At 40.8% G+C, this 12,405-nt stretch carries 10 protein-coding genes, 1 other RNA gene, 3 pseudogenes and 1 other annotated feature; of the genes and pseudogenes, 7 read left to right on the forward strand and 7 right to left on the reverse strand.

The genetic code is table 11. The features are described 5' to 3' along the window. Positions 1-191 (forward strand): hypothetical protein (locus ACN6OV_RS11155; protein WP_427952962.1); only part of this gene is annotated, 191 nt, incomplete at its 5' end. Positions 192-260: 69 nt separating this feature from the next. Here ACN6OV_RS11155 and lon read toward each other — a convergent pair. Further along, positions 261-2,687 carry an endopeptidase La gene (gene lon, locus ACN6OV_RS11160; protein WP_427952964.1) on the reverse strand — a complete coding sequence of 809 codons (2,427 nt, stop codon included), beginning with the start codon at positions 2,685-2,687 and terminating at the stop codon, positions 261-263. Positions 2,688-2,810: 123 nt separating this feature from the next. Then, a complete protein-coding gene (locus ACN6OV_RS11165; protein WP_427952966.1) occupies positions 2,811-3,422 on the reverse strand; it encodes a 5-formyltetrahydrofolate cyclo-ligase in 612 nt (203 codons plus the stop codon). 132 nt (positions 3,423-3,554) lie between these two features. Here ACN6OV_RS11165 and ACN6OV_RS11170 point away from each other — a divergent pair, with 132 nt between their 5' ends. Next, positions 3,555-5,990 carry a type I secretion protein gene (locus ACN6OV_RS11170; protein ID WP_427952968.1) on the forward strand — a complete coding sequence of 812 codons (2,436 nt, stop codon included), beginning with the start codon at positions 3,555-3,557 and terminating at the stop codon, positions 5,988-5,990. Between the two features lie 205 nt (positions 5,991-6,195). Here ACN6OV_RS11170 and ACN6OV_RS11175 read toward each other — a convergent pair. Further along, positions 6,196-6,324, reverse strand: a pseudogene (locus tag ACN6OV_RS11175) (IS4 family transposase); the annotation flags it as partial. Positions 6,325-6,377: 53 nt separating this feature from the next. Between ACN6OV_RS11175 and ACN6OV_RS11180 the strand changes: the two are divergent. The 3 genes and pseudogenes from ACN6OV_RS11180 to ACN6OV_RS11190 form a co-directional block, all read left to right on the forward strand. Further along, a pseudogene (locus ACN6OV_RS11180) lies at positions 6,378-7,026 on the forward strand (IS3 family transposase); the annotation flags it as partial. Beyond that, positions 6,653-6,769, forward strand: a sequence feature (AL1L pseudoknot). Its footprint overlaps the pseudogene before it by 117 nt. Before the next feature lie 4 nt (positions 7,027-7,030). Further along, positions 7,031-7,525 (forward strand): annotated as a pseudogene (locus tag ACN6OV_RS11185) (YncE family protein); the annotation flags it as partial. An 86-nt stretch (positions 7,526-7,611) separates the two neighbouring features. Beyond that, positions 7,612-8,076, forward strand: a complete 465-nt coding sequence (locus ACN6OV_RS11190) for a hypothetical protein (RefSeq protein ID WP_427952970.1) — start codon at positions 7,612-7,614, stop codon at positions 8,074-8,076. A gap of 151 nt (positions 8,077-8,227) precedes the next feature. Here ACN6OV_RS11190 and ssrS read toward each other — a convergent pair. From ssrS to ACN6OV_RS11205, 3 genes are all read right to left on the reverse strand, one after another. Beyond that, positions 8,228-8,410: non-coding RNA, 6S RNA (gene ssrS, locus ACN6OV_RS11195), on the reverse strand. 99 nt (positions 8,411-8,509) lie between these two features. Then, entirely contained in the window at positions 8,510-8,797 is a 288-nt protein-coding gene (locus ACN6OV_RS11200; protein ID WP_427952972.1) for a cell division protein ZapA, read from the reverse strand. Between the two features lie 2 nt (positions 8,798-8,799). After that, a complete protein-coding gene (locus ACN6OV_RS11205) occupies positions 8,800-9,351 on the reverse strand; it encodes a hypothetical protein (RefSeq protein WP_427952974.1) in 552 nt (183 codons plus the stop codon). A 64-nt stretch (positions 9,352-9,415) separates the two neighbouring features. Between ACN6OV_RS11205 and ACN6OV_RS11210 the strand changes: the two genes are divergently transcribed. Next, the gene (locus ACN6OV_RS11210; RefSeq protein WP_427952976.1) at positions 9,416-10,030 is read left to right on the forward strand and encodes a UPF0149 family protein; all 615 of its coding nucleotides are present in this window, start codon (positions 9,416-9,418) and stop codon (positions 10,028-10,030) included. Positions 10,031-10,123: 93 nt separating this feature from the next. Further along, positions 10,124-11,446 (forward strand): Xaa-Pro aminopeptidase, encoded by a 1,323-nt coding sequence (pepP, locus tag ACN6OV_RS11215; RefSeq protein WP_427952978.1) that lies wholly within the window; start codon positions 10,124-10,126, stop codon positions 11,444-11,446. Between the two features lie 255 nt (positions 11,447-11,701). On the opposite strand, the gene ACN6OV_RS11220 is transcribed toward pepP, so the two are convergent. Further along, complete coding sequence (locus ACN6OV_RS11220; RefSeq protein WP_427952979.1) at positions 11,702-12,331, reverse strand: class I SAM-dependent methyltransferase; 630 nt, start codon at positions 12,329-12,331, stop codon at positions 11,702-11,704. Between the last annotated feature and the right edge of the window lie 74 nt (positions 12,332-12,405).

Consider the following 12,405-nt stretch of genomic DNA (forward strand, 5'->3'; position numbering starts at 1 on the left):
ACCACTTACCCAAGTTACGCCTTAAATTTGGCTCAATTAGGGGGCTTTGTATTTCAAATCTTTGTGCAACAAAGCCGATAAAATTTGTAAGACTTTCTTTGACTAAAATGGAAAAAATGGTAGGTGTTTGTTTCAAAATGAATTTAAATATTGTGCTTGAGGTGTGTAAAAGTTTTTATTGTTGTGGCTAACGATTGCATCGAAAAAATCATGCATAAAAAAAGCCCTGCGAGCAGAGCTTTTTTTATCTGAATTTGAGCTTAGTGACGTGCTGCTTTACTACCTTCTGGTGTTTTCACAATAGGTGTTTTCGCCAGTGGTTTAGGTATATCAACAAGTGCCAAAGCTAAGATCTCATCGATTGATTTAACCGGTTTGATTTCTAAGCCTTCTTTGACATTTTCTGGAATTTCAGCCAAATCACGTACGTTTTCTTGTGGAATGAATACCAATTTGATACCACCACGGTGCGCAGCAAGCAGTTTCTCTTTTAAGCCACCGATACGCATTGCACGGCCACCTAAGCTAGTTTCACCTGTCATCGCGATATCTGGACGAATCGCAATACCAGTAAATGCAGAAACCAGCGCAGTAGTCAGTGCAAGGCCCGCTGAAGGACCATCTTTTGGCGTCGCACCCTCAGGTAAGTGAACGTGTACATCGGTTTCGTCAAAGCGAGAAGCTTCAATACCGAGTTCATCTGCACGGGTACGGACCACGGTCATTGCGGCAGTAATTGACTCTTTCATCACATCACCGAGTGAGCCCGTAGTGATGAATTTACCTTTACCTTTTACTGCTGCAACTTCAATGGTTAATAACTCACCACCGACAGAAGTCCAAGCTAGACCGTTAACACGACCGACTTGCGCTTCATCTTCAGCCATACCGAAGTCGAATTTTTGTGGGCCTAAGTAGTCAGGTAGGTTTTTCGAATTCACTTCAATCTGAAGATTTTTCGATTTCTTACTGACTGCTTCTTTCACCACTTTACGTGCGATTTTCGATACTTCGCGCTCAAGACTACGAACACCTGCTTCACGTGTGTAGCGCTGTACAATGTCACGAATTGCTTCTTCATGAATCGTTAACTCTTTCGCACGTAGACCATTGTTCTTAATCGCTTTTGGAACAAGATAACGCTCTGCAATATTGATCTTTTCGTCTTCGGTATAACCTGGTAGACGAATCACTTCCATACGGTCAAGTAGTGCCTCTGGAATGTTCATGCTATTTGCAGTACAGATAAACATCACTTCAGACAGGTCGAGATCAAGATCGAGGTAGTGATCGTTGAACTTGCTGTTTTGTGATGGATCGAGTACTTCAAGTAAAGCTGAAGCAGGGTCGCCACGGTAGTCTTGTGCCATTTTATCAATTTCGTCGAGTAAGAACAGAGGGTTCTTCACGCCAACTTTAGACAGAGATTGCACAATTTTACCCGGCATCGCACCAATATAAGTACGACGGTGACCACGGATTTCCGCTTCGTCACGTACGCCACCGAGTGCCATGCGAACAAACTCACGACCGGTTGCTTTTGCGACAGATTCACCAAGTGATGTTTTACCTACACCTGGAGGGCCAACTAAACATAGAATTGGGCCTTTGAGTTTTTTCACGCGAGACTGTACTGCAAGATATTCGACAATACGGTCTTTGACATCATCTAAGCCATAGTGATCGGCATCAAGAATATCCTGAGCTTTCGCAAGGTTAATGCTGACTTTACTCGATTTATTCCATGGCGTATCTAAAATTACTTCTAGATAGTTGCGTACCACAGCCGCTTCACTCGATGCAGGTTGCATCGCTTTGAGCTTACGGAACTCATTTTCAGCTTTTTTACGTACATGTTCAGGTAAATCTGCTTCAGCCAGACGCTTTTCAATTTCTGCAACGTCATCTTCAGCACCGCCATTCATGTCAGAAAGTTCGCGTTGAATGACCTTCATTTTTTCATTTAAGAAGTATTCACGCTGATTCTTTTCCATTTGGCGTTTCACAGAATCATGTAAGGTTTGCTCAATTTGCTGCTCTTCTGACTGTTGTAATAAATACGTCATGAGCTCAGCTAAATGTGCTTCAAATTCATCATGCTCTAAGAATTTTTGCTTTACATCAATATTCAAAGGCACGCGTGTTGCTACGAAGAATAATAATTGTAGCAAATCATCAATTTTATTGGCTGCTGCAATCAATTCACGTGCGTTACGCAATTTTGCTTCTGCATATTGAGCAAATAAGGTGCGTAATTCTTCCACACGATTATTCTGAGTTTCTGAGTCAACAGAAACCGTCATTGGGCTTAATGAATGCTCGGCAGTCAGGTAATCATCGGTATCGATAATTTTTTCTAACTTGGCACGATATAAGCCTTCAATCAGTACTTTTATACAGTTTTCATCATTCTCATGATTCACAACTTGCACAATCTTCGCGACAGTACCGTATTGATATAAATTGTCGTGATCAATTTCTTCTGTTAGCGAATCTTTTTGTGCAACTACAAATACAAGATTGTCACTGTCACGCGCGACATTGACTGCATTGATCGATTTTTCGCGACCGACAAACAGCGCAATTTGCATGTGAGGATATACAACCACATCTCGTAGCGCTAAAAGCGGTAATACGCTCGGAATGGTCGTTTCCAAGCTTTCTTCATTCATAATAATCTCAGACATGGGCACTCCTAATGAGTGACAACGGTGTTGCCATGTTTTTTATAGTGATGTGTATTTTTAAAATTACAAGGGTAGGGTGAATTAAAATGTCTAAAAAATGACTAAATATGTGATTTTAAAGTGTTACTGTATGTCAAAAACATCAAATGAGCGTTTAAAACGTAAAAACTGAGAGGGGGTTAATAGTGCATCTAAAGGTTGATCCCACCTTTCTCTTTTTAATGTTTCATTGATCAATTGAAAGTCATGTGCAAGACCCAGTCGGTAGGGCTTTGTCGGTGCAGTCGCTAGGGTTTTATCGTAAAAACCTCCACCCATCCCAATGCGCGTGCCGAAATGATCACAAGCAAGTAAAGGTAAAATAAGTAGATCTAAGTGTGAGACATGTTGACCACGACTGGCCATCGGTTCTTTCATTCCCAGTGGATGATGGGAAAATCGTTGGTTGCAATATTGGTTGCGTGTAATTTCGACCCAAACCAGTTGCTGATTCATACTGCAAATCATCGGTAAATACACATGCTTCTTATGGTTAAAGCAGTAATGAATGATTTTACTGGTATGAATTTCACCAAATGCGTGCAGGTAAATACCAATATGTTTGGCATGTCGGAACAGGCTAAACTGAATTAAGCGCTGTAAAACTTGATACTCGGATTGCAATTGCTGATGCTTGGGCACCTGTCGACGTTGACGGCGTAATTGAGCACGTAAGGTTTGAGTATTCAACGGCATGGCTTGAGTAGAAAAAATAAGGTTAGGTGTATTTTATCGCGTTGCTGGCTAAAAGTCTGAAATTGATAAAACTTAATATTTACCCGGAATTATTATCGTTCAGCTATTTTAATAAGTCTCATATCCATAGTTGTGATCACCGTTGAAGGTGTGAATGCAGCTGGTGACAAAGTTACAGAAACTGTAAAAACGACTGTTAAACCAGATGGTAGCTACGAAACAAAACTACCAGCAGACACAACGATTGTTGATGGTTCACCATTAATTGGCGAAGCTGTAAGTACAGACCGTAACGGCAACACAGTTACAGGTCCAGACGAGCTTGCGGGTGCACCAGGTGTTAAAGTTCCTGATGATCTAGATGTAACACTTCCACCAGAAAATGGTGGTGGTTTAGACCTTGAACCAGGTTCAATCGACTTAACGATTGGTAAAGACGGTTCACTTACAGGTGTAACAGAAGATGTAGCGCCAGGTACAGAAGTTGTGATCACCGTTGAAGGTGTGAATGCAGCTGGTGACAAAGTTACAGAAACTGTAAAAACGACCGTTAAACCAGATGGTAGCTACGAAACAAAACTACCAGCAGACACAACGATTGTTGATGGTTCACCATTAATTGGCGAAGCTGTAAGTACAGACCGTAACGGCAACACAGTTACAGGTCCAGACGAGCTTGCGGGTGCACCAGGTGTTAAAGTTCCTGATGATCTAGATGTAACACTTCCACCAGAAAATGGTGGTGGTTTAGACCTTGAACCAGGTTCAATCACTGTTGATATCGATGATAATGATAGTACCCAGATTACAGGCACAACCACAGACGTACCGCCAAATAGTACAGTAACCTTAACGATTAAGACGAGTATTGACGATAATGGTGAAACACGTGAGTTTACGACTACTGTTGAAACAGATAATGACGGTAATTACAGCTATACGTTAACGCCTGAGCAAGGTAATGCTACAGAAGTCGTCGCTCAAGTAACTGACCGTAATGGTGTACAGCATGAAGATACTGACCAATCTGATGCAGTAATTAAAACGGATCCTACAACTGACGTTGATAACGGTGATAATACTGTCATTGGTGCAGCAGGGGATGACTTACTTGCTGGTGATACAGGTGGTTTAAAAACCAACTTTGTAGCAGGCACTAATTATAATGTTTCGATAGTTCTAGACTTATCTGGAAGCATGTATTTTGGCATGGATGGTACAAGACCTACAAATCCAATAACTGGTCGGGAAGATTTGAGTCCGACAGGGGTACTTCCAAATGGAATGTTATCGCGTTTGGAAATTGCGAAAGCGGGCTTAAAAGCTTTTATCGCACAAATGGCAGATCATGATGGGGTGATTAATCTACAGATTTCTACATTCTCATCAACAGGCTATGTAGGTAATCAGTCTAAATGGGATAAAGTTTTCTTAGATGTTACTGCCGATAATATTGATGCAATTTTTGAACATATTGGCAGTGGTAAAGGTGGTGAGGGCGATGGTTTAACCGCAGGAGGAGGTACAAATCCAGAGCTAAGCTTTAAAGAAGCAACAGATTGGTTTAATTCATCTGCAATTAAGTCAAATGGTTATGAAAACCAGACTTATTACATTACTGATGGCGAGCCGAATACGACTCAGACAACACTGGATAACGCATTTAAGCCATTGGCTGAAGTTAGTAAGGTGTTTGCCGTTGGCGTGAGTTCTTCCGTAAGTAGTGATACAGTCTCACGTTATGATAATACTGATGTGAACGGTGATAAAATTGCTGGTACATGGAATGGCAATAATAATCATGGTACAGCGCAGGCAATTGCTGATGCAGATAAACTGATTGCATATCTGATTGGTGGATCTGAAAACTTTATTCCAGCTGATGTTGGAAATGATGTTGTCAAAGGTGGTGCAGGAGATGACATTCTGTTTGGTGATGCCATGAATACAGATTGGATTACGGGTCTAGATCCCCTGCAATATCCAAAGTATTCAGGCTACTCAAAACTGATTGCGCATTTAAAAGCTACCGAGACTGGTGGCGCAGAACCAACCCAGCAGGAAATTTATGACTTTGTAAAAGCCAATTACATGGAATTTGTGAATACTGATGCTGCTGACCCAAATACTAAAGGTGGAAATGACATCATTTATGGTGGTTCAGGTAATGACATCATTATTGCGGGTGCAGGAGATGATCGCATCTATGGTGGTTCGGGCGATGATATAATTTCTACGGGTTCAGGTAGTGATATGATTATCTATGATGTATTAAATGCTGCCGATGAAACTGGTGGTAATGGAACTGATACATGGGTAGATTATGATGTTAATGACGTAATTGGATTTGGTGCTGATTTCTTTAAGGGATTGCTGGATGACCAATCGAACATTGCTGACTATATCAAAGTTGAAGATGTAGACGGCAAAGCAGTATTGAGAGTCGACCGTGATGGTGCTGCTGAAAATGGCGGTACAACTCATGATTGGGCTGATTTGTTAATTATTGAAGGTAGGACCGCATCGGAATTACAGGATTTAATTAATGAACAGATTTACATTGGTTAAAAACTGTATGAAAAATTGGCTTAAGAGCTGATCTTTCATTAAGAGCATTGTGTTTAGCACAATGCTCTTTTTATTTGTATTTAAATTATTTTGCTTTAAGTTTTTAATTTAGTATAGAAAACTAAAATCTGTGAGGGGCTTCTTTTATTAATCTAAGAAATATTACTCTAGAGATAAGCCTAGAGCCACTGCTGTCCCACAATTTTCATAAGAAGAGCCTCAATTGAGGTTCTTCTTGTTTTCGCCATTTTTTATCGGGCATAAAGAGTGATCTTAAGAGCTTCCTTTCAAATAAATTGACCTGAATAATCCTCAGTAAACGCTGAGCACTCCATTCTGAACCGTACCGGGTTTGTCGGAGAGTCAATATTCTGAGAGACTATTCCGATGAAAAAATCAAACTATACCCCCGAAATTAGAGAAAGAGCGGTTCAACTTGTGATTGAATCCGAAAAAGATTATCCGTCAAATTGGGCAGCAGTTTCCGCAATTGCGCCTAAAATTGGTTGTACTGCTGAAACATTGCGTGTTTGGTATTTAAAGCATCTCGATCAACAAAATCCAATTAAAGTACAACAAACGTCTGATCAAGAAAAAATGAAGCAAATGGAACGTGAAATCAAAGAATTAAAACGTGCTAATGAGATTTTACGTAAAGCAGCTGCTTTTTTCGCCCAGGCGGAGCTCGACCGCCCACACAAATAATGGTGGATTTTATCCATAACAATAAAGATCGATATGGTGTTGATGCAATTTGTAAAATTTTACCAATTTCAACATCAACCTATTATCGAGCTTTAGATCTCTTTGATAACCCAGAACATCGAGCGAAACGAGATCTACATGATGTGCATCATGCTGAGCGAATCAAACGAATTTGGAAAGAAAGTTCAGGTCGATATGGTGTACGTAAAGTTTGGCAAAAACTGAAACGTGAAGGCTATATTATTGCGCGCTGTACAGTTGCTCGATTGATGCAAAAGCTAGGTATACAAGGTTTTGGTGTGGTAAGAATAAACAAACCAGCCGTAGCCAATGTCATTGGCCGTAAAGACCTGTCTAACTCAGTTCGACCGATTGTATTTAGTAAAGATGAATCCAAAATCTATGCGCAGGTTTCATTTTTTAATGGTCTGGTCGAATATGATCTCAATCAAGACAAAGTCACGCGCATTGCACAGCTTCCAGGAAGTACAACGATTCCTTCAGATCGCACGAAATGGGTGAATGACTCACGCCATCATGGGCTTTCAATCAGTGGTGATGGTGAAAAACTATGTGTCGCAGGAACCATGGATGATTATGCCACCATTGTCGATCGTAAAACTTTGACCGCAGCAAAATTGATTGCTGCAGGTAAACCGTATTGGGCAACGCAAAGTCCAGATGGAAAACGCTGTGTAATTTCTGAAAGTGCGACAGATGCAGTAACCGTGATTGATTTTGCGACAGGTGAAAAAGTCATCACAGTGCCTGTTGGCAATCACCCACAGCGTGTTCGTTTAGGTTATGCGCCAGCAGGATGGGGCAACTAATAATTTAGATAAAATTAAATAAAAAGGTAAATTCAGAGTCAAATCGGCTCTGAATTTTTAATTGAAGTACATTTAGAGATTGGATCATGTATAAGAAATGGATTGTTCTAGGCTTAATGGTTGGCTTAATTTTATTGTTGATGATTCAGTTTTTAAAACCAAAGCAGCAGGAGGTTCATGAACAGCTACCGTTAGATCAACAAAAAGTGTCTGAAACACGTTCAGAGCGAACTATAGAAAATGTATTGCAGCATTCAAGTTCTAATTCCAAACAATCAATACTCGACAGTGAAACGCACTCTGAGCTATTACAGCAACGTGAACAGGTATATCAACAATTTCAGCAAATAAACACGCTGATGAGTCAGGGACAGCAGCCGAATCAAAATCAAGTACTCGCTTTACTCGAGCAACAATACAGATTGGTTGAAAAAGGCGTCGTGAACGTTGATGAAGCCATTTCATCTATTCAATATTTACGCCAAATACTCCCTGAAATGGATCGATTTTTAGATGGGCAACAAGCCAAACTGGAACAACTTAAAGATTGAGTAAGGCTGATTGATGCTTTTGAATGTAACAAACTTGAATGGAATATTTGAAGCGAAGAATAGAAGTCGAATAGAGCTGAAACAGAAGAATAATTTTTAGAATAATGGTTGGAGTAGAATGCTGAAAATTTTAATAATGACTTGGAAAATAAACACTCCGAAGATGCCGCTGCAAATGTCGTGACCCTGAACCCGATGAGTTCAAGGTGGACGCGACGTACACTCGCTGGGTTTCCCACACAAGGAGGGCATACGCTCAGAATATACAGAACACATCCATAAGTTTAAGTATCGGCAGGGGATTAGACCTAGCTGGCGAACACCTCAGAGATGTGCTCAGTATAACGAATTCAGCCTTTTTGGCAAATCGTCCAACACAGATAAGTTTGTAGATTTAGCCTGTTCGGGCGAAGTTTAATCACTAAATGCCCGATTATTCAGTCAATTCTTCAACTTGTTCTAAAATATTTTGCAACAAAAGTTCACAGTTGGCATATTCCTGCAAACTCTTATTCATCGATAGGACTTCTTGCATCAACTCAAGTGCCACCATAATGATTAGCTTACTTGGCTCCATACGTGGTGCTTTACGACGGAACTCATCATATTTGTCATTCAGTAACTGTGCAGCACGTTCCAATTCTGCTTGTTTATCCGAAGTGGTGGCTAAACGAAAACTATGACCTAAAACTTTTAAATCAACGGCGATTTGTTCACTCATGATCAAACTTCCTCATTGGTTTCAGTCGGATGCGCCAATTGCTGAATTTCCTGCGCATGATGATCTTGAGCGGTGCCTAAAATTGCTAGACGTTGAATAATAGTTTCAACTTTTGCCTTAGCATGTTCATTCTTTTGCAATAAACGTTCACGCTCTTGTTGTAAGCCTTGAATTTCCTGCTGTGCATGACGTTGTTCATTTTGCATTTTTTCTTTGATGATGCGTAATTCATTACGCTCAGCCAAAATTTCCTGAAAACGATTTTTTAAATCGGTACAGCTTTTTTCCAAACGGCTATAACGATCGGCCAATGCGGTTGCATCCGTATTGAGTTGGTGGAGTTGAGCACGAGAATCGGTCAATTGCTCATTCAGTGTTTCAATTTCTTCTTGTTTCGAGGTGATAATGCCGTTTTTATGCACAATTTGACTATGGTGCTGTTCATCGGATGAGTTTTTCTCACCTTTTAAGGCATCATTTTCATTTTCATATTGCGCAAGCTTGGTTTTTAAAACGCCAATATGCGCTTGGAGACGCTGTAATTCTTCTAACATAACGTAGTCGCACAGTCTTGCAAACAAAGGTAATATATACAAAGTATAAAGATTGGATAAGCGAATGCAAGACGATATTTCAGGTTGGTCAGACTGGTCAAACAATTTTTCTAAAATTGAAGAAATTTCAAGCCCAAGTGAGTTACATGGCTTACTCACAGGTATAGTTTGTGTGTCACAACCACCAAGCCGTGAACAATGGCAACAAATTTTAGCAACCCTTGATGTTGCAGAATTAGACGAAGACGCATTGGCTTTATTAACCGAAGAAGCAGAAGATGTCGCTCATTCACTTTCAGATGATGAGCTCGACTATCTTCCGTTATTACCGGACGATGAGCATTTACTGGGTGAACGTGTACAAGCCTTGGCAGACTGGTGTGCGGGTGTAGTCTTAGGTTTTGGTTTGGCTTCAGGCCATCTTCGTACCAATGAACAAGAACTCATTGAACATCTTCAAGATGTTGCTTCAGTTGAGTTTGAAGATTCTGATGATGACGAAGAAGGCGAAGAAAGTTACCAAGAGTTATACGAATTTGTGCGTTTAATTCCTGTCAGCCTGTCTATGGGGCGGAGCAAAATTGCAGTGGAAGAAACTCCGTTATTGCAATTAAGCAGCAAAAAATCAGCACAAGGCAGTAATGTGGTCGAAATGTTCACACCACATCGTCCAAGCTAAGACATTCTTTTTGCATTAACAGGTGATTAGTTCGCAGTGAACTAATCACCGTATTTAGTTCATACATCGTCAGAGCGTATAAGAAGTAATTCAATGAAGAAGTTAACTCAAGCAGATTTTCAAGAACGTCGTGACATCCTAGCAGGGGAAATGGGGCTACGCAGCATTGCCGTGATTGCCACGAGCAAAGAAGCTATGCGTAACCGTGATGCAGACTATAAATTTCGTGCCGACAGTAGTTTCTTTTATTTAACCGGTTTTGCTGAACCTGAAGCGGTTGCAGTGATTGAAACTTTTGATACGGAAGAAGAAGGCTACACTTACAGTCTATTCTGCCGTGAACGTAACCGTGAAATGGAAATCTGGAATGGTTACCGCGCGGGGATAGATGGTGCTATTGAAGACTATGAAGCAGACGAAGCTTATGCAATTGATTTGCTGGATGAAGAAATTTTAGAAAAGCTGCAAAATAAAGACAAATTATTCTATCGCATTGGACAGCAAGCAGATTTTGATGCACGTGTTGCCCAGTGGATCGCTCAAGCCAATGGTGAATCACGTCGTGGCAATTCAGCGCCTGCGCAAGTGATTCAACTTGATCGTATTGTAGATGAAATGCGTCTGCATAAGTCGGAAGACGAACTAGAAATGATGCAGATCGCATCAGATATTTCTGCAGAAGCGCATACCCGTGCTATGCAAACGGTTAAGCCGGGCATGATGGAATATGCGTTGGAAGCCGAACTGAATTATGTTTTTGGCAAAAATGGCTGTGTGCCATCGTATAACAGCATTGTTGGCGGTGGTGAAAATGGCTGCATTTTGCATTATGTGGAAAATGACAAAGAACTGAAAGATGGTGATTTAGTGCTGATTGATGCCGCATGCGAATATCAACTGTATGCCTCAGACATCACCCGTACTTTTCCTGTGAATGGTAAATTCAGCCCTGAACAAAGAGCTTTATATAATGTGGTGCTCGAATCACAAATTGCTGCGATTGACGCAGTACGTATTGGCAACTCATATAAAGAGCCACATCATGTGGCGGTACGCATCTTGGTTCAGGGGTTGCTCGATCTTGGCATTATGCAAGGTGATCTTGATGAGATTATTGAAACAGAAGCCTATCATCAGTTCTATATGCATGGCACAGGTCACTGGTTGGGTATGGATGTGCATGATGTTGGTTCATATAAGCAAGATGGCGACTGGCGTACTTATGAAGAAGGCATGGTGGTCACGGTTGAACCGGGTTTATACATTGCGCCAGATGATGAAACTGTGGATGAAAAATGGCGCGGGATTGGCATCCGTATTGAAGATGATGTTGCCGTAACGCAAGCTGGTCCACGTGTTTTAACTGCTGCGGTGGTGAAATCTGTAGAAGAGATTGAAGCCTTGATGGCGAAGTAAAATTCACGAAATAAAAAGTCGGTCAGATGATCTAATGCCAGTCAGTTAAGGGGTTAACAGTTAAAAACAAGGTCAATAAGACGTAAATTTAGCTTAATTTAACTTCAAACATAAGGAAGTTTAGGTTGATAAACAACCTAGTCTTCCTTAGTCGATCAGCATTAGGCCAGATGATCGGCTTTTTACTGTGGATCAGACATCGAAATTAAATAGAGAATTTCAATATCCATGGATTGCAACTATAGGACAAATAAATTATCCCTGATTTTGGAACTGCCACACACTGGTCAAAAAACTTTGAGTCGAATCCCAAGGGGTTCTGTGCAAATCTTTCTGAGCGTGAACTAAGGTAAATTCATGACCTAATCGCTTTTGCAATTCCTCAAGGCTATATCGCTGGACAGGTAGGCCGCTGCATTGGGTCGGGCCATCTTCCGCAAAAATAGACATGACTAAATAGCCACCTTTCTTCAATGCGCCTTTTAAATTTGCCAGATATTGTTCTTGCTGTTGTGCGGTGGTCATAAAGTGAAATACCGCTCGGTCATGCCATAGATCAAAGTGCTGATGCGGCAGTGAAACAGTGCAAATATCACCGACAACCCACTCAATATTTTCTGTTTTTAGTCCCTTATGGGCTAATCGTAATTGGGTTTTTTCTAAGGCCGTTTGGGACAGATCCAATACATGTAAATTGGAATATCCCGATGCAATGAGCTGATCAATTAAAATCGATGTGCCGCTGCCTACATCAATAATTTTTTGATCTGGCTTGATTTTGAGCAACTTTAAAAGATCCAGAAATTGATCATCCTGAGCCTGATACCAGCTGACTTGATCGGCTTCTTTGGTTTGATAAACATCTTCCCAATGGTTCTGGCTCATACTTTTAAACCCGCATATTCGTTGTAATTCATTCAAAGCCTACTAAAAATAGGCTTTGATCCTGTAAAAGTAAA

The organism is Acinetobacter sp. (genome assembly GCF_050285345.1).
GTDB lineage: Bacteria > Pseudomonadota > Gammaproteobacteria > Pseudomonadales > Moraxellaceae > Acinetobacter.